16 protein-coding genes are annotated in these 17,159 nt (G+C 68.9%); 13 read left to right on the top strand and 3 right to left on the bottom strand.

Annotated elements, in window-relative coordinates; genetic code table 11:
* Positions 1–136 precede the first annotated feature (136 nt).
* Positions 137–988 (top strand): helix-turn-helix transcriptional regulator, encoded by an 852-nt coding sequence (locus A6I89_RS22220; protein ID WP_022598164.1) that lies wholly within the window; start codon positions 137–139, stop codon positions 986–988.
* Here A6I89_RS22220 and A6I89_RS22215 read toward each other — a convergent pair.
* The gene (locus A6I89_RS22215; RefSeq protein WP_022598162.1) at positions 978–2,252 is read right to left on the bottom strand and encodes an MFS transporter; all 1,275 of its coding nucleotides are present in this window, start codon (positions 2,250–2,252) and stop codon (positions 978–980) included. The genes A6I89_RS22220 and A6I89_RS22215 overlap by 11 nt on opposite strands.
* Before the next feature lie 72 nt (positions 2,253–2,324).
* Here A6I89_RS22215 and A6I89_RS22210 point away from each other — a divergent pair, with 72 nt between their 5' ends.
* The 12 genes from A6I89_RS22210 (at position 2,325) to A6I89_RS22155 (ending at position 14,006) form a co-directional block, all read left to right on the top strand.
* Positions 2,325–3,032, top strand: a complete 708-nt coding sequence (locus A6I89_RS22210) for a FadR/GntR family transcriptional regulator (RefSeq protein ID WP_022598160.1) — start codon at positions 2,325–2,327, stop codon at positions 3,030–3,032.
* 43 nt (positions 3,033–3,075) lie between these two features.
* Positions 3,076–3,603, top strand: coding sequence for a gamma carbonic anhydrase family protein (locus A6I89_RS22205; protein ID WP_013417343.1), 528 nt, complete (start codon positions 3,076–3,078; stop codon positions 3,601–3,603).
* A 243-nt stretch (positions 3,604–3,846) separates the two neighbouring features.
* Positions 3,847–5,007 (top strand): magnesium and cobalt transport protein CorA, encoded by a 1,161-nt coding sequence (locus tag A6I89_RS22200; RefSeq protein ID WP_022598158.1) that lies wholly within the window; start codon positions 3,847–3,849, stop codon positions 5,005–5,007.
* Positions 5,008–5,203: 196 nt separating this feature from the next.
* Positions 5,204–5,728 (top strand): OsmC family protein, encoded by a 525-nt coding sequence (locus A6I89_RS22195; RefSeq protein WP_005517333.1) that lies wholly within the window; start codon positions 5,204–5,206, stop codon positions 5,726–5,728.
* Positions 5,729–5,788: 60 nt separating this feature from the next.
* Positions 5,789–6,862, top strand: coding sequence for an ATP-dependent DNA ligase (locus A6I89_RS22190; RefSeq protein WP_005517334.1), 1,074 nt, complete (start codon positions 5,789–5,791; stop codon positions 6,860–6,862).
* A 3-nt stretch (positions 6,863–6,865) separates the two neighbouring features.
* The gene (locus tag A6I89_RS22185; protein ID WP_022598156.1) at positions 6,866–7,912 is read left to right on the top strand and encodes a DNA polymerase domain-containing protein; all 1,047 of its coding nucleotides are present in this window, start codon (positions 6,866–6,868) and stop codon (positions 7,910–7,912) included.
* 228 nt (positions 7,913–8,140) lie between these two features.
* The gene (locus tag A6I89_RS22180; RefSeq protein ID WP_044991466.1) at positions 8,141–9,289 is read left to right on the top strand and encodes a serine hydrolase domain-containing protein; all 1,149 of its coding nucleotides are present in this window, start codon (positions 8,141–8,143) and stop codon (positions 9,287–9,289) included.
* Positions 9,290–9,302: 13 nt separating this feature from the next.
* On the top strand, positions 9,303–9,509 hold the full coding sequence (locus A6I89_RS22175) for a dodecin (RefSeq protein WP_005517337.1): 207 nt from the start codon (positions 9,303–9,305) through the stop codon (positions 9,507–9,509).
* Positions 9,510–9,646: 137 nt separating this feature from the next.
* Positions 9,647–11,332, top strand: a complete 1,686-nt coding sequence (locus A6I89_RS22170) for an FAD-dependent oxidoreductase (protein ID WP_037084854.1) — start codon at positions 9,647–9,649, stop codon at positions 11,330–11,332.
* Positions 11,333–11,457: 125 nt separating this feature from the next.
* Positions 11,458–12,453 (top strand): L,D-transpeptidase, encoded by a 996-nt coding sequence (locus tag A6I89_RS22165; RefSeq protein WP_005517339.1) that lies wholly within the window; start codon positions 11,458–11,460, stop codon positions 12,451–12,453.
* A 71-nt stretch (positions 12,454–12,524) separates the two neighbouring features.
* Entirely contained in the window at positions 12,525–12,851 is a 327-nt protein-coding gene (locus A6I89_RS22160) for a YnfA family protein (RefSeq protein ID WP_022598152.1), read from the top strand.
* 120 nt (positions 12,852–12,971) lie between these two features.
* Positions 12,972–14,006: a type IV toxin-antitoxin system AbiEi family antitoxin domain-containing protein gene (locus tag A6I89_RS22155; RefSeq protein WP_231849531.1), complete on the top strand. Its 1,035-nt coding sequence runs from the start codon at positions 12,972–12,974 to the stop codon at positions 14,004–14,006.
* A gap of 36 nt (positions 14,007–14,042) precedes the next feature.
* Here A6I89_RS22155 and A6I89_RS22150 read toward each other — a convergent pair whose 3' ends face one another.
* Together A6I89_RS22150 and A6I89_RS22145 are read right to left on the bottom strand one after the other, a co-directional pair.
* The gene (locus A6I89_RS22150) at positions 14,043–16,001 is read right to left on the bottom strand and encodes a M13 family metallopeptidase (RefSeq protein WP_044991434.1); all 1,959 of its coding nucleotides are present in this window, start codon (positions 15,999–16,001) and stop codon (positions 14,043–14,045) included.
* Between the two features lie 82 nt (positions 16,002–16,083).
* A complete protein-coding gene (locus A6I89_RS22145) occupies positions 16,084–17,106 on the bottom strand; it encodes a peptidase associated/transthyretin-like domain-containing protein (protein ID WP_022598149.1) in 1,023 nt (340 codons plus the stop codon).
* Between the last annotated feature and the right edge of the window lie 53 nt (positions 17,107–17,159).

Here is a 17,159-nt window from a genome sequence, read left to right as displayed (position 1 = left end):
GAGTGCACGTGACGGGCGTTACATCCGGTCGGCGCCGACGCTATGGGCCACGACCCGGCCCCCGCTACCCTCTGAAGTGGGTATCCCGAAGCGGGCGCCCGAGCCCGTGAGTCACACCGATCCACCGAACGAACAGATGACCGAGACCCTGAGACCCAGCGACGAGGACGCGATCCGCGCCGAACTGCGAAATCTGCGTACCAGCACCTCGCTGCCGGTCCTGTTCGGCGGAATGGCCGACGGGCCCAGCATGCGGTTGTCCGGCTTCGTCGGGACGCGTGGCACGCTGCTGCGCGACCTCGTCATCGACTCGGCCTGCGGGCTGGGCGGCCGGGTCATGGCCGAACAACGACCCGGCGCGGTCCAGGACTACGCGCACTCGCGGCACATCACGCACGACTACGACCACGAGGTGGCCAGCGAGGGCATCGAATCGCTGCTCGCCGCGCCTGTCGTGGTACGTGGGAAGACCCGTGCCGCGGTGTACGGGGGGCTGCGGGCCAACCTCCCGATCGGGGACGTCGTCGCCGAGACGGTGATGCGATCCGCGCGCAAGCTCGCGCACGAGATCGAGGTCCGGGACGAGGTCGACCGCCGGATACTGATGATCGAGAACTCGCGGGCCGCGCCCGTGGGCCACCGGGACCCGAGGGTGTCGGAGGGGATCACCGAGAGCTACCTCGCGCTGCGCTCGATCGCGGACCGGCTCGACGACGCCGCCCTGACCGCCGAGGTCGAGGCCGTCGAGCAGAAGCTGCGCGGGCTGACCACGGGGCCGTCGGCTCCGGCCGAGGTTGCCCTGTCCCGGCGGGAGTTCGAGGTGCTCGCGCACGTCGCGCTCGGCTGCCGCAACGCGGAGATCGCCGAGCGGCTGGGGCTGCGCCTCGACACGATCAAGAGCTACATGCGCAACATCATGACCAAACTCGAGGTCCACAGTCGGCACGAGGCGGTCGTCGAGGCGCGTCGGCAGGGACTCATTCCCTAGCCGCTCCGGCCGACTCGGATCGGCGGATCATGTTCAGCACCAGAGCGATCAGACACAGAACCGCCGCGGCCACCGAGAACTCCGCGACCGCCGTCGAGGTTCCCTGATACGTCACGAGGAGACCGGCGACGATCGCCGGCACCCCCAGCCCGATGTACGTGACGGTGAAGAAGGCGGCCAGTACGGCTCCGCTCGTCTCCGGTGCCCGCGCGGCGACGGCTGCGCCCACCCGCTGCATGCCGCCCGCGAAGGCCCAGCCGTGTCCGAGGCCCACCGCCACCGTCACGGCGAAGAGCAGCGGCAGGCTCGGAAAGCGGTCGACGACGAACAGTCCCACCGTCCCGCCGAACATCACCCCGAGCCCGACGCGTTGCGCGACGAGGGGGTCGATGCCGCGCATGCCCAACTGCGAGAGCACCGAACACCCCATCACGAGCGCGGCGGCGGCGGCGCCCACCAGGAGGTTGGACATGCCGAGCAGTTCCGCGATCCACGACGGCACCACCGACTGGAACAGTCCCACCGTGGCCCAGGCGATCGCGGCTGGCAGCGTCGCCAGGACGAACACCGATCGGATGTCACGCGGAAGGCGCGGCACCTCGACGAGGCGACGCCGAGCGCCGGACGCCGCGCCGCGGTGCGACGGCTCCGTGGTTTTCGGGAGGGCGACGAGTGCGACGGCACCCGGCACCAGGGCCGCGGCGAAGAGGACGTACGGCAACACGGTGGAGTGGGGGAGGTACTCGGCGACCGCCCCGGCGAGCAGTGGGCCGAGCGCCGCACCGGCCGCGGTGCTCGCGCTCGCCGCGCGGGCGGCGCGGACCGTGTCGCGTCCGGGTACGTGATCGAGCAGCGCCGCGGCTCCGGCGGCCGAGCAGGCGCCCACCGACACGCCTTGAAGGATGCGTCCGACCACGAGCCAGGCGGTCGCGTCGGCCGCCGCGAGCACGACGGCCCCCACGAGTCCGGCGCCGAGGGCGGTCACCAGAACCGGGCGTCGTCCCACCCGGTCCGACAGCGGGCCGAAGAGGAAGAGGGCCGGCACGAGGGCGGCCGCGTACACCGCGAAGATCAGCGTCTGGGTGACGGGGCTGAACCCGAAGTCCGCGCGGTAGACGCCGTAGAGCGCGGTGGGCATGTTGGCGCCCACCAGCAGGATCGCCAGGACGTACCCGATTCCGTGGAAGTGGCGTGCCGCCCAGCGGCGCGTGCGAGGCGGGGCGTCCTGCAGAGCGGTTCCGGAGCGGAGGGAGGTCGTCGACACGAATACATCCTACGTAGGACGTCCCATGTATTCTCGGTGAGGGCGGGTGGCGACTCGTGTGAGGATGAATCGGTGACGGTTGTGCAGAGGGAATCGGCTTACCAGCAGGCGCTGGACTGGATGCGCGCCCGGATCGCGTCGGGCGACTGGCCGATCGGCGCCCGGATCCCCACCGAGCCCGAGCTGACCGAACTCCTCGGCGTGGGGCGCAACACGCTCCGTGAGGCGATCAAGTGCCTCACCTCGACCGGAATTCTGGAGATCCGGCGGGGGGACGGGACATACGTGTGCGCTCGCACCGACATCGGCGGGCTCCTCACCCGCCAGGTCGCGGTCTCGGAGATGCTCCACGTCTACGAGGTTCGTCGCGCGCTCGAACTCGAGGCAGTCCGGCTCGCATGCGTCCGCCGCACCGACGACGACGTCCTGCGTCTGCGTGAGGCCCTCGACCTGCGGAACGAGACCGGTCGCACCGGGGACGGCGGCGCATTCGCCGACGCCGATCTCGCCTTCCACGTCGCGGTCGTCGCCGCAGCCCACAATCCGGTCCTCGACGAACTGTTCGCCGGGATCTCGGAGCCACTGCGCGCCACGTACGACTTCACCGAAGGCGTCCACGAGCCCGAACTCGGGGCGGGACATCACCGGAACGTCGTGGACGGGATCGAGCAGGGCGACGAGTCGCTCGCGACGCGCGGCACATGCGGTCATCTCGACCTGTTCGTCGCCGGGGTGCACGAACGCCGGGCCGATGCCGAGCGTTCGGCGCGCTCGGGGTAGAAATCTCGAGAAGTGCATTTCGTTCTCGAAAGGTGTTCTCCGCGTGGCAATCTATCGCCTCGGTGACCTGGTTCCCGACATTCACCCGACCGCCTTCGTGCACCCCGACGCGGTCGTCGTCGGTGCCGTGACCATCGGTGCCGACGCCTCGATCTGGCCGTCGGCGGTTCTGCGGGCCGACTACGGGGCGATCAGTGTGGGTGCGCGTACGTCCGTCCAGGACGGCACCGTGCTGCACACGTCGGCGCAGTGGCCGACCGTGATCGGGGCCGGGTGCGTCGTCGGACACAACGCGCATCTCGAGGGCGCGGTCGTGGAGGACGGCTGCCTGATCGGATCGATGTCGACGTGCCTGCAGCGAGTGGTGGTGGGCACAGGCAGCCTCGTCGGTGCTGCCGCCCTGCTCACCGAGGGGACCGTCGTCCCGCCCCGCTCGCGGGTGTTGGGTGCGCCGGCAACCGTTGCGCCGCATCCGGATCCGGACGGATTCGCGAAGGGTATCGAGCGGGGTGTGGCGACGTACGTCGCGAACGCGGCGCGCTATCTGTCGGAGATGGAGCGCATCGGCTGACCGGTGCGGTTGTCGCCGTCGCCGGCGGCGGAGTAGGGTGTCGTCGTTCGTGCCGAACCCTGCCCGCGTGCGGTCGCGGGATTTCGAGGAAAGAGGAGGTGGGGCTAGCGATGAGTAGCCAACCTCCGAGTACCAGCTGAAATTCAGACAATCCACGCCATCCGATCGGGTGGCGTTCGACTGGTGTCCGCTGCTGCCGTAACCGACGGTGCCGCCGCGGACCTTCCCGAAAGCCGTGTTCGCATGCGTGAAAAGCGTCCGATCCGTTCCATCCTTCCTCGTCGTGCCGCGGGCACCGCCGACGACGTGGTCTCGCCGGAGCACTCGATGGCGCCCCGTCATCCCGGGCAGTCCGTGCCCACCCCGCCGCAGGCCGGTCTGGTCGAGTCCAGCGTCGTCAACAGTGCGGTGTACCGCGACGGTCGACGCATCGCGTCGCCGGCGACTCTGGCCGAGGCGCTCGCGAGCCTCCCCGATGCGTCGTCGATGGCCTGGATCGGGCTCTACCGTCCGTCCGAGACTCAACTGCACGCTGCGGCAAAGCAATTCGATCTGCACGAGCTCGCGGTCGAGGATGCGATCGTCGCGCACCAGCGTCCGAAGCTCGAGCGCTACGGCGAGACGCTGTTCGTGGTGCTCCGCGCTGCCCGCTACCTCGACGAGTCGGAGACGGTCGACTTCGGTGAACTGCACATCTTCTGCGGTCCCACCTTCGTGCTCACGGTCCGGCACAGCGAATCGCCGGACCTGTCGAATGTTCGGGACCGCATGGAGAGCGACCCCGAACTGCTCAAGCTGGGCCCGGAGGCCGTGCTCTACGCGATCCTCGACGCCGTGGTCGACGGCTACGCTCCCGTCGTCGCCGGACTGCAGAACGACATCGACGAGATCGAGACCGAGGTGTTCAGCGGCGATCCGATGGTGTCGCGTCGCATCTACGAACTCTCGCGCGAGGTGGTCGAGTTCCAGCGCGCCACGAAGCCGCTGCTGGGCATGCTGCGGGCGCTGTCCGCCGGTTTCGACAAGTACCAGACCGACGAGGAACTGCAGAAGTATCTGCGCGACGTCACCGATCACGCGACCATGGTCGTCGAACGGGTGGACGGCTTCCGGGAACTGCTCGGCAGCATCCTCACGCTCAACGCGACGCTGGTCTCGCAGGCGCAGAACGAGGAGATGCGCAACCTCACGCAGGCCAGCTACGCGCAGAACGAGGAGATCAAGAAGGTCTCGTCCTGGGCGGCGATCCTGTTCGCGCCCACGCTCATCGGAACCGTCTACGGCATGAACTTCGAGAACATGCCCGAGTTGAACTGGGCGGGCGGCTACCCGTTCGCTCTGATGCTCATGTTCCTGACCTGCGCCAGCCTGTACACCATTTTCAAGCGGCGCGGCTGGCTGTAGCGCGTTCGGCGCGTTACAGTTTCGGCTGTGACCGGAACACGCGCGCTCGACCTGGGGATGCTGCTGACGCGGCGCCGTCATGTCGATTTCGCGCTCGTGTGCACGTGCGGTTGTCGTCGATTCCGATAGACCCCGACGACCAGTTCGCCGGGCGGCCGAGGCTGCCCGGATCCGCACTCTCACGACAGGTTCCCCCATGACCACAGCTTCCGTATCGCATCTGTCCGCCATCGTCTCCGCGACCGCCGACGCCGTCGCGGACGACGCCGCCAAGGCACACGTCGTGTTCCGGGCGAAGGCCCAGGCGCACGACGCCGTCGCCAGCACCGTCGCACTGGGCAAGTACACGGTCGAGGTCGACGAGCCGCCGGCCCTCGGCGGCGACAACGCCGCACCCAACCCGGTCGAGTACTACCTGGCCTCGCTGCTGTCCTGCCACGTCGTCACCTACCGCTTCTGGGCCGAGCGCCTCGGGATCCGGGTCGACGACATCAAGGCCCGTGCCGAGGGCGACCTCGACGTCCGCGGCTTCTTCGGGTTCGACGACGACGTCCGCCCCGGATTCGGTGAGGTGCGCGTCGTCGTGACCGTCACCGGGCCGGAAACCCGCGAGCGCTACCTGGAACTGCACGCGGCGGCCGAGGCGCACTGCCCGGTGCTGGATCTGACGCGCAACCCGACGCCTGTCGTCTCGGTGCTCGAAACTCCCGAGACGAACTGAGCGGCGACACCGACGGCGAAGCGCAGCGCGAAGACGCCGATCGGGTGCCACTATGGATCCGTGGATCTTCCGATCGCGCCACCCCTGCAGCCGATGTTGGCCAAGGCCGCATCCGGAGTGCCCGAACAGCCGGCCGACGAGCCCGTGTGGTCGTACGAACCGAAGTGGGACGGATTCCGTGCCATCGTCTTCCGCGACGGCGCCGACGTCGTGCTGGGCTCCCGTGGCGGCAAGGACCTGGCGCGCTACTTCCCGGAGATGGTCGACGCGGTGCGCGCGGAGTTGCCGGAGCGGTGCGTCGTCGACGGTGAACTGGTGGTGCCCCGCGAGATCGGCGGACGCACGCGGCTGGACTGGGGTTCGCTGTCCGAGCGCATCCATCCCGCCGACAGCCGCGTGCGGCTGCTCGCCGCCGAGACCCCGGCCCAGTTCATCGGGTTCGATCTGCTGGCGCTCGGCGACGACGACTTCACGAAACGTGCTTTCGCGGAGCGGCGGGCGGCCCTGCTCGGGGCGATCGGCGGCGGGCCGAGCTGCCACGTCACCGCCGCGACGCGCGACGCCGCCACCGCCGAGCGCTGGTTCGAGACGTTCGAGGGCGCCGGACTGGACGGCGTCGTCGCCAAACGCCTCGACGGCCACTACCTGCCGAACAAGCGGGAGATGGTGAAGGTCAAGCACTCCCGAACAGCAGATGTCGTGGCGATCGGCTACCGGCCGCACAAGAGTCAGCCGGGCATCGGGTCGATCCTGCTGGGCCTCTACGACGGCGGCGAGCTGCACATGGTCGGCGGGGCGTCGGCGTTCACCGCGAAGCGGCGCGTCGAGCTGCTGGCCGAACTCGAACCGTTGCGGGTGGGCGACGACGTCGTCGCCGAGGGCGAGGCGACGCGGTGGCGGTCGAGTGCCGACCGCAGTTGGGTGCCGCTGCGCCCCGAGCTGGTCCTCGAGGTCGCGTACGACCAGATGGAAGGCGGTCTGGGGGAGCGCGGCAGCCAGGCCGGGGTCCGCTTCCGGCACGCCGCCCGGTTCCTGCGCTGGCGTCCGGACCGCGACCCGCAGTCGTGCACGTTCGAGCAACTCGAGGTCCCGCTGCGCTACGACCTCGCCGACGTCCTCACAGGAGAGAGCTGAACCATGGCGGATACCAAGCGTTCTCCGGCGGAGGAGCTCGACGTCGACGGCGTGGCCGTCCGGCTGTCGAACCCCGACAAGATCTACTACCCGCGGCTGGGCCCCGAGGGCGGCACGAAACGCCACCTCGTCGAGTACTACCTGAAGGTCGCGACCGGCGGCGAGCTGCTGCGGGCGCTGCACGACCGGCCCACCCACCTGCAGCGATACCCGGACGGGGTCGAGGGCGAGGAGATCTACCAGAAGCGGGTGCCGGCCAAGCGGCCCGAACACGTCGCGTCGTGCGAGGTGACGTTTCCGTCCAAACGCACCGCGGACGTGCTGCGCGTACGCGGTGCTGCCGACATCGTGTGGGCCGCGAACCTCGGCACCGTCACCTTCCACCCGTGGGCGGTGCGCTGCCCCGACGTCGAGCATCCGGACGAGTTGCGGATCGACTTCGATCCGCAGCCCGGCACCGACTTCGACGACGCCCGTCGTGTCGCGCTGGACGTCATGCAACCGCTGCTCGACGAACTCGGCCTGATCGGGTTCCCGAAGACGTCGGGCGGGCGCGGCCTGCACGTCTACATCCGGATCGAGCCGCGTTGGGACTTCGTCGAGGTCCGCCGCGCCGGGATCGCGCTGTGCCGGGAGATCGAGCGGCGCAGCGGCGACCGGGCGACCACCAACTGGTGGAAGGAGGAGCGCGGCAAGCGCATCTTCCTCGACTTCAATCAGAACGCCCGCGACAAGACGATCGCGTCGGCGTACTCCGCGCGCAACACCCCGATCGCGACGGTCTCGACCCCGGTGACGTGGGAGGAGCTCGCCTCCGTCGAGCCCGACGACTTCACCATCGCGACCGTTCCCGCGCTGCTCGCCGGTCGCGGCGACCCGATGGCGACGCTCGACGACGTCGCGCACTCGCTCGACGTCCTGCTCGAGATGGCCGAGCGGGATGCGGCGGCCGGCCTGGGCGATCTGCCGTACCCGCCGAACCATCCGAAGATGCCCGGCGAACCCAAACGGGTGCAGCCGAGTCGCGACCGGGACCGCAAGGAGGACTGAGTCGGTCGCTTGACCAGGTAGTTCTCCGTCCCGCTCTTCGCGTATGTCTGTTTCGCTCCGCCGGAAACCCTTCCACGCTTAGGCTGCGCCAATCACAATGGTGTGAGGAGCGGATCGGAGGTCGCGATGGCGATCCATGTGGAGCACAGCAACGCGCCGCGGACTGCGGCACCTGCCCCCGTTCGAGCCCCGCTCGGGGTGCCGGCCGCCACCCAGGCGCGCACCGAGATGCTGGTGCACCCGCAATTCCTGCCGTTGGCCGACCGGTTCTTCTCGATGTACCGCCATCCGCACAACGGCGGCGGCGCGCTGGTCGCGTACGTCCACGGCGAGAAGGTGCTCGACGTCTGGGCCGGCTACGCCGATCGTGACCGCCGGTGGGACAGCGACACCGTGTCGCTGTCGTTCTCCACGGGCAAGGGCGTCGCGAGCACCGTCACGCACCGTCTGGCCGAGCGCGGCATCGTCGACTACGACACCCCCGTCGCCGCCTACTGGCCCGAATTCGGGGCCGCCGGCAAGGGCGAGATCACGATCCGGGACGTCCTGACCCATCGCGCGGGCCTGCACAAGGTCCGCGGACTGGTGCCCGGACGGACCGGGCTCCTCGACTACGAGACCGTCGTCGAGGCCCTCGCCGCCGCGGCGCCCGATCCGCGGCGGCGCCGCGGGCCCGGGTACCACGCGGTCACCTACGGCTGGCTGGTGGCCGAGACGCTGGCGCGGGCCACCGGCAGGCCGTTCACCGAACTGGTTCGCGAGGAGATCGCCGAACCGCTCGGGATGCCCGAGTTCTGGTACCAGGTGCCGCAGGCGCAGCGGGGACGTATCGCCAAGCTGTTTCCGCACATCAATCCCGGCGGCCTGGACTGGCGCATGACGTCGGCGGTCCTGTCGTTCGCGGGTCCGCTCCGTGGACTCGCGGAGGCGGCGATGCCCGACGGTTTCGACGAACTGGTCCGCAACCCCGCGGTGCACGACGCCGTGATGCCCGGATGGAACGGTGTGTTCAGTGCCCGCTCACTGGGCCGGATGTATGCCGCCATCGCGAACGGTGGCGTCCTCGACGGTGCCTGGTTCCTGCAGCCGGAGACTCTCGAGCAGATGGGCACCGTGCAGACCCGCGACCGCGACTACGTACTCGGCGTCAAGCTCGGTTGGCGACTCGGCTACCACCCGCCGCTGCTGGCCAGCCGGGTCCAGCCCACCCGCGGGCTGGGGCACTACGGGGTGGGCGGTTCGGGCGCCTACGCCGATCCGGAGACGGGTCTGGCGCTGGCGTTCGTCACCAACCGGCTGGGGAACGCGGTCACCGCGCTCGGTGACCTGCGGTTGGCCCGGCTCGGCGCCGAAGCGCAGTCGATCGTGCGTTCGTGAGGGAGGTTCTCGGATGAGTGATCATGTCTATCGGGTGATCGAGATCGTCGGCTCGTCGAGCAAGGGTGTCGACGACGCGATCGCCAACGCCGTCGGCCGGGCGAATGCGACCATGCGGAACCTGGAGTGGTTCGAGGTGGTCGAGACGCGCGGCCACATCGAGGACGGGGCCGTCGCCCACACCCAGGTGACACTCAAGGTCGGATTCCGGCTGGAATGATGGCGGGGCCGACCCGGAATGATGGCGGGGCCGGCCGATCACGTTCCGACGCAACGGAACCTCGACCGAAACTGAAACACGTTATAGTCTGAACGAGAATGTCGGTCTCGGTGGGTACGCACAGGTAGGGAAGAACTGTGGCTTATGTGATTACGCAGGCATGCTGCAACGATGCATCATGCGTGGACGTCTGTCCCGTCAACTGTATTCATCCGACGCCGGACGAGCCCGAGTTCGCCACGACCGAGATGCTCTACATCGACCCGCAGACGTGCATCGACTGCGGCGCGTGCGTCGACGAGTGCCCCGTCGACGCCATCTTCGGGGAGAACGAGCTCAGCGAGGCGCACTCGATGTACCCGGAGATCAACGCGGCGTACTTCGAGAAGCATCCGATCGGTCCGGACTGGCCGGAGCTGGCGTCGCCGCGGAAGCTCAGCGCCGAACTGGGGACGTTGCGCGTCGCGATCGTCGGGTCCGGCCCGTCGGCCTGCTACGCCGCCATCGAACTCACCTCGCGCCCGCGGGTCGAGGTCGACATGTTCGACCGCCTGCCCACGCCGTACGGACTCGTGCGGGCCGGCGTCGCCCCCGACCATCCGGGTACCAAGGGTGTCTCCGACGTGTTCCGGTCGGCCCTCGGCAAGCGTTCGGTGCAGTGCCACTTCAACGTCGAGGTGGGCCGGCACGTGAGCCACGAGGAGCTCCTCGAGCATCACCACGCCGTCATCTACGCGGTGGGTGCGGCGAGCGACCGTCGACTCGGGGTTCCCGGCGAGGACCTGCCCGGATCGCACGCCGCGACCGAGTTCGTCGCCTGGTACAACGGCCACCCCGACTACGCGGACCACGAGTTCGACCTCTCGGGTGAACGCGCCGTCATCGTCGGCAACGGCAACGTCGCGCTGGACGTCGCCCGCGTGCTCGTCACCGACCCCGACGAGCTCGCCAAGACCGACATGGCCGAGCATGCCGTAGAGGCGCTGCGCCACAGCAACATCCGCGAGGTCGTCATCGTCGGCCGTCGTGGACCCGCGCAGGCCGCGTACACCAACCCGGAACTGATCGCCCTCGGGCAGATGGCGGATGTCGACATCGTCGTCGATCCCGACGAGGTGATCCTGGACGCGGCCAGCCGCGCCTGGGTCGACGGGCCCGACTCCGAGCCGTCCGAGAAGCTCAAGGTGCGTCAGGTCGAGGAGTTCGCCAAGCGGACCGCCACCGACGGGCGCAAGCGCATCGTGCTGCGTTTCCTCGCCTCGCCCGCGGAACTGATCGGCGACGATCGCGTCGAGAGCATCCGCCTGGTGCGCAACGAGCTGGTCGCCGACGACGCGGGCAAGCTCACAGCCCGCGCGACCGACCGCACCGAGACGCTCGAGACCGGTCTGGTGCTGCGGTCGATCGGTTACAAGGGTCTGCCGATTCAGGACCTGCCGTTCGACGAGCGTCGCGGCGTGGTCCCCAACGAGAACGGTCGCGTCATCGATCCGGAGACCGGCAAGCCCGTCCCCGGCGTCTACGTCGCCGGCTGGATCAAGCGCGGCCCCACCGGTGTCATCGGCACCAACAAGCACTGCTCGGCGGCCACCGTCGACCTGCTGCTGTCCGATTTCTCCGACGGACTGCTGCCCCAGCCGGGTAGCGAGCGTGAGCACCTCGGCCGGCTCGTCGGCGAGCGTCAGCCGGAGGTCGTCGATTTCCAGGGCTGGCAGCGCATCGACAAGCAGGAACGCGCACTCGGCGCCGAGAGCGGCCGTTCCCGCACCAAGATCGTCGACATCGCCGCGATGCTCGAGATCGCGCGCGGCGAAGCCGGCTGAGGGCGGTCGCGGTTCGCGGCGGGTCGGTTGTGGGACGCGCGTCCGGTATGGCTGAATAAGACCTACCGGACGCCCGTCGTGGCGGCGCGACCGTGGCACGGTGTCGTCGAGCGAGGGGTGCGCACATGACCGGGCAGATCGCAGGACGCGGCGCGAGGCGTCGGAAGTGGTTCGCCCGTGCGGCGGCCGTGCTCGTCGGCGCCACCGCAGCGGGCGGCGCCCTCGTCGCCCCCGCGCAGGCGGCGCCGCTGTTCCCCGGAAGCGCGGAGATCCCGGGCGTCCAACTTCCTGCCTTCGAGTTGCCGCAGATCCCCACCCCGCCGCTGGTGCTTCCGCCGGGGTTCGAACTGCCCCGCGAGGTCCAGGCGTTGCTGCCGGCCGGGCTGGTCGTCACGGCCCCGCCGCCGCTCGGGCCCGCGAACTTCTCGGCTCCGTCGCTGAATCCGGCGCCCGGCGAGGTGGTGGGCATCGCCCAGCCGGTCATCATTCGCTTCAACGAGGCGATCGCCGACCGCGCCGTCGCCGAGCGGGCGATCCGGGTGACCACGAACCCGCCCGTCGAGGGGCACTTCTACTGGGTAGGCGACAAGCAGGTCCGGTGGAAGCCGAATCAGTTCTGGCCCGCCAACATCCAGGTCACCGTCCAGGCCGGCGATTCGCATTCCACCTTCTCGATCGGCGACGCCCTCGTGACCGTCGCCGACGACAACACCAAGCAGATCACCGTCACCCGCAACGGCGAGGTCGTCAAGACGATGCCGACGTCGCTCGGCAAACCCGGATACGAGACCCCGAACGGCACCTACATCGTCGGCGAGAAGTTCCGCGACATGTACATGGACTCGTCCACGTACGGCGTGCCGATCGACGCCCCCGAGGGCTACCGCACGTACGTCGAATACGCGACGCGAATCTCCTACAGCGGTATCTTCGTCCACGCCGCGCCGTGGTCCGTGCAGCAGCAGGGCCACAGCAACGTCAGTCACGGCTGCCTCAACGTCAGCACCGAGGACGGCCGGTGGTTCTTCGAGAACGCCAAGAAGGGCGACCCGGTGATCGTGCAGAACACCGCCGGCGGAATCCTCAGCGGCGCCGACGGGCTGGGTGACTGGAACCGATAGGCGCTTCGCACCTGTGCGCCTTTTTGGTAGCTGGCGCTACCGGAAAGGCGCACGGCTGAGATATTGATGCCATGACGGTGACGCGCTCGATCCTGCTTTTCGTCCTGGCTGCGCTGTTCGAGATCGGTGGGGCCTGGCTGGTGTGGCAGGGCGTGCGTGAGCAGCGGGGCTGGCTGTGGGTCGGCGCCGGAATGGTCGCCCTCGGCATCTACGGTCTGGTTGCGACCCTTCAACCCGACGCCAACTTCGGGCGCATTCTGGCTGCGTACGGCGGTGTGTTCGTGGCGGGTTCACTGCTGTGGGCCGTGGTGATGGACGGCTTCCGCCCGGACCGCTACGACATCATCGGCGCACTGATCTGTCTGTGCGGCGTCGGCGTGATCATGTATGCGCGATAGGCGGCTGCGCCGCCCGTGCGCCTTTTCGGCGGCCGGGACTACCAGAAAGGCGCACAGGGGCTGTGGATAACTGCCCGGGCTCCACCGGAACTTGTCATGGCCGGAACGAACGATCGCGGCATGACCGAAATCGAGTCTCCCGACCTTCGACGACTTGTGGACGACCAGTGGGGAATGGTCACCCAGGGCCAGATCGCGCTGCTCGGCTATGGCCGCGGACGTGTCAGACACCTCCTCGACACCGGGCGGTGGCGTCGCGTCCTGCACGGCGTCTACGCCGTGACGAACGGCCCGCTGACTCGCGAGATGACACTGGCGGCGGCGTTGCTGTACGGCGGCGACCACGCGATGCTCAGCCATCGGACGGCTGCCGAGGAATGGGGAATGTTCCGGGTCGACGACGGCGCGCCGGTGCATGTGACGGTGCCGTACGGAAAGTCCTCGAGGCCGCAGACGGCAACCGCGATGCTGCCGGCACGGGCGTCCGGGCACCCCGTCATTCGGCCCGGGTCGCTCCTGCATCCGGGTGTCGTGGTGCACCGCTCTCGCGCGCACCGGCACATCGGAGTGGACACGGCGAATCCGCGGACGTCGAAGGCCGACACTGCTCTCGACGTCGCGGTGGCGGAGCCGTCCGCCCGCTTGGCCTACGTCTCACTCGTCACCACGGTCACCAACGCGCGAATACGACTGAACGACGTCCGGCAGCGCATGGTCGAGCGGCGACCGCGTCGATACCGACGCGCGCTCGAGGACGCGGTCGGACTCCTTGCGAACGGCGTGCAGTCGGTACTCGAGTATCACTATGCGGTGGACGTCGAACAGGCGCATGGCCTCCCGACGGCGCACCGTCAGGGTCCGGTGATCGTGGACGGGCGCACGCTCTTCGAAGACGTCGACTACTCCGAGCACGGCGTCCCTCTGATCGTGCGGCTCGACGGCCGGTGGGCTCATTCGATGCGTGAGGTCCAGTTTCGCGATCGTAGGCGCGACAACGCCGCCGAACTCGCCGACCGGCCGCGGCTGGTGTACGGGATGGACGAGGTCGGCGGCATGCCGTGTGTCGTGGCCCGGGAGGTCGAGGCCGTCCTCACCCGGGAGGGTTGGAGGCGCGCCGGTGCTTCGCGGTGTCGCGCCTGTGCGCCTTTTCGGTAGGAGTCGCTACCGAAAAGGCGCACGGGTGCGGAGCGCCTACCAGATCTTGACCCGCTTCTCGGGCTCCAGATACAGGGCGTCCCCCGGTTGGACGTCGAACGCGTCGTGGAAGCTGTCGAGATTGCGGATGACGCCGTTGCAGCGGAACTCCGGCGGCGAGTGCGGGTCGACCGCCAGTCGCCGCAGTGCCTCTTCCTTGCGCGCCTTCGTACGCCACACCTGCGCCCAGCCGAAGAACACGCGCTGCAGGCCGTCCAACTCGTCGAGGACCGGAGCCTCGGTGCCCTCGGTGGCGATCCGGTACGCCTCGAGTGCGATCGACAGGCCGCCCAGGTCGCCGATGTTCTCGCCGATCGTGAACTCGCCGTTGACGTGGTGGCCCGGCAGGTCCTTGGGCTCGAAGTCGTTGTACTGCTCGATGAGCGCCTTGGTCCGCTTACCGAACTCGGTGCGGTCGTCGTCGGTCCACCAGTCGACCATGTTGCCGTCGCCGTCGTACTTGGCGCCCTGGTCGTCGAAGCCGTGGCCGATCTCGTGGCCGATCACCGCGCCGATACCCCCGTAGTTGGCGGCGTCGTCGGCCTCCGGATCGAAGAACGGAGGCTGCAGAATCGCTGCGGGGAAGACGATCTCGTTCATGCCCGGGTTGTAGTAGGCGTTGACGGTCTGCGGGGTCATGAACCACTCGTCACGGTCCACCGGACCGCCGAGCTTGGCGATGTCGCGGTCGTGTTCGGCAGCAAAGCCGCTGCGGTAGTTGCCCACCAGATCGGCGGGGTCGATCTCGACGGCCGAGTAGTCCCGCCACTTGTCCGGATAGCCGATCTTCGGGGTGAACTTCTCGAGCTTCGCGAGCGCGGCCTGCCGGGTAGCCGGGGACATCCACTCGAGGTCGGAGATGTTGCGGCGGTACGCTTCCTGCAGATTCGCGACGAGTTCCTGCATGCGCGCCTTGGATTCCGGCGGGAAGTGCCGCTCGACGTACAGCTTGCCCACGGCCTCCCCGAGCAGGTCCTGCACCAGCGAGACGCCACGCTTCCAGCGTTCGCGATTCTCCTGGGTGCCACTGAGAGTCGTGCCGAAGAACGCGAAGTCCTCCGCGACGATCGCCTCCGTGAGGAACGCGGCACGCGAGTGCAGGACGCGCCACGTGGCCCACGCCTTCCAGTCCTCGAGTGGGCGCGAGGTCCACAGTTCGGTGAACGACTCGACGAACCCGGGCTGGCGTACCACGATCTCGGCGAGCTGCTCCGGCGTCGCCTGCAGACCGGAAATCCAGGCATCCCAGTCGAACCCGCCGTACTGCGAGTGCAGGTCGTCGAGTGTCACCAGGTTGTAGCCCAGTTCCGCGTCACGACGCTTGACGACGTCCCAGTGGCCGCCCGCGATCGCCGTCTCGAGGTCGAACACGCGCTGCGCGTCGTACTCGATTCCGGCCAGTTCGAACATCTTCCGGATGTGCTCGACGTACGCGTCGCGGATCGGGGCATAGTTGTCCTCGCGGTAGTACGACTCGTCGGGCAATCCGATACCGGACTGCGTGAAGTGCACCAGGTAGCGGGACGAATCCTTGGCGTCGGTGTCGACGTACTGCCCGATGCCGCCGCCGACGCCGGTGCGCTGCAGGCGTCCCACGATGCCGGCGAGTTCGCTCAGGTCCGCGGCGTCCGCGACGGCCGCGAGTTCCTCGGCGATCGGAGACAGCCCGGCAGACTCGACGGCGTCGGCGTCCATGAAGCTCGAGTACAGGTCGCCGATCTTCTGGGCGTCGGTACCGTGCGCCGCGCCGGACTCGGACGCCTCCTGGATGAGCGTCTTCACGTCCTCCTCGGCCTTGTCGTACAGGGTGCGGAACGCGCCGTCCACCGCACGGTCGGCCGGGATCTCGTACTCGTCCAGCCATTTGCCGTTGACGTGCACGAACAGGTCGTCCTGCGGGCGCGTGCCCGCGTCGATGTGGGTCAGGTCGATGCCGGAACGAGTCATGCACTCCATCTTTACACCGCGCCGCCGGTGTCGGCCGACCCTGAAAGGAATCCTCTCGCCGGGCGATGGAAATCCTTCAGGATCGATGGTGTCAAACGTCGATGCCGAGGTTGATGGCGGCGAGCATGCGGTCCGGTTGCCGGGACGTCGCCATGAGCCCGGCCGCGTCGTAGATGCCGTCGGTGTCGTTGCGGGTGTCGCGGCCGGTGTGGTCGGTGTACGGCGGGACGGTGGAGAACACGTCGTCGTTCAGCGCGTCGTCGAAGTACAGCTGCGTGGTGAGCACGGTCTTCTTGTCGATGTGCACCTTGAGGTGGATGTGTACGGTGCGGCCGGTGTACCAGCCGGGAAAGATCGTCGTGAACCGCGCGATGCCGTTCGCGTCGGTGGTCTGCGCGCCCCGCAGGTAGGTGCCGTCGTCGGTGGTGGTGGCCTCCTGGTCGCCGACGCTGTACGAGCCGTCCGACGTCTCGCCCGAGCCGCCTATGCCGCCGGGGCCACCGGGTCCGCCCATACCGCCCTGGGGCGGCTGGCCACCCGGCCCACCGGGGCCGCCTTCCGGCATTCCTTCCGGCGGCGTACCACCGGGCGGCGGCCCGCCCATACCCCCGCCCATGCCCCCGCCCTGGTTCGCGGCGACGGAACCGGACTCGAAGCCGGAGTACACCCCGCCCGCGTCGCAGTGCCAGATTTCGACGACGGCGTTGGCAACCGCGCCCGCACTGCCGTCGGCGCTGCAGTTGGTCAGATCCTGGACACGCATCGCGAGGTTCAGTTCGAGTCCGGGACGGTCCTCGCGGATGTCGCTGCGGATCGAGTCGACGTCGAACCAGTACGGGCCCTGCGTCTCCTCGACGGCCAGGCCGCACCGCGGCGCCTGGTCGAGGAGCGCGAGAAGTTGCTCGTCGACGGTGCCGGTGGCGAGCGAACCGGAAGCCCCCGAAACCCCGGAAGCCCCCGAAGGCCCGGAGACGCTCGACGCCGTAGCGGCGGTCGTGGAGCTACCGCCCCCGCTGCACGCCGCGAGCAGCCCGGTCAGGCTGACGGTTCCGCCCAGCGCGAGCGCCCGGCGCCGGCTGATCCGCAGCCGGCTCAGTTCCACGTCCTTGTTCATTCGACATCCTTCCTCGCAACGAATGAGTCGAGAACCATCGTCGGCGGGCGGTC

Origin of the sequence: Prescottella equi, from assembly GCF_002094305.1 — a bacterium.
Classification (GTDB): domain Bacteria; phylum Actinomycetota; class Actinomycetes; order Mycobacteriales; family Mycobacteriaceae; genus Prescottella; species Prescottella equi.
Note: the sequence above shows the minus strand (reverse complement) of the source record. Positions and strands in the feature narration are given on the sequence as shown.

What these genes read in the sequence shown, in the direction of transcription:
- A6I89_RS22195 (WP_005517333.1), top strand. Translation starts at nt 5,204, where the DNA reads ATGACCACAGCTTCCGTATCGCATCTGTCCGCCATCGTCTCCGCGACC.
- A6I89_RS22175 (WP_005517337.1), top strand. Translation starts at nt 9,303, where the DNA reads ATGAGTGATCATGTCTATCGGGTGATCGAGATCGTCGGCTCGTCGAGC.
- A6I89_RS22220 (WP_022598164.1), top strand. Translation starts at nt 137, where the DNA reads ATGACCGAGACCCTGAGACCCAGCGACGAGGACGCGATCCGCGCCGAA.
- A6I89_RS22200 (WP_022598158.1), top strand. Translation starts at nt 3,847, where the DNA reads ATGCGTGAAAAGCGTCCGATCCGTTCCATCCTTCCTCGTCGTGCCGCG.
- A6I89_RS22185 (WP_022598156.1), top strand. Translation starts at nt 6,866, where the DNA reads ATGGCGGATACCAAGCGTTCTCCGGCGGAGGAGCTCGACGTCGACGGC.
- A6I89_RS22180 (WP_044991466.1), top strand. Translation starts at nt 8,141, where the DNA reads ATGCTGGTGCACCCGCAATTCCTGCCGTTGGCCGACCGGTTCTTCTCG.
- A6I89_RS22150 (WP_044991434.1), bottom strand. Translation starts at nt 16,001, where the DNA reads ATGGAGTGCATGACTCGTTCCGGCATCGACCTGACCCACATCGACGCG.
- A6I89_RS22165 (WP_005517339.1), top strand. Translation starts at nt 11,458, where the DNA reads ATGACCGGGCAGATCGCAGGACGCGGCGCGAGGCGTCGGAAGTGGTTC.
- A6I89_RS22145 (WP_022598149.1), bottom strand. Translation starts at nt 17,106, where the DNA reads ATGAACAAGGACGTGGAACTGAGCCGGCTGCGGATCAGCCGGCGCCGG.
- A6I89_RS22160 (WP_022598152.1), top strand. Translation starts at nt 12,525, where the DNA reads ATGACGGTGACGCGCTCGATCCTGCTTTTCGTCCTGGCTGCGCTGTTC.
- A6I89_RS22155 (WP_231849531.1), top strand. Translation starts at nt 12,972, where the DNA reads ATGACCGAAATCGAGTCTCCCGACCTTCGACGACTTGTGGACGACCAG.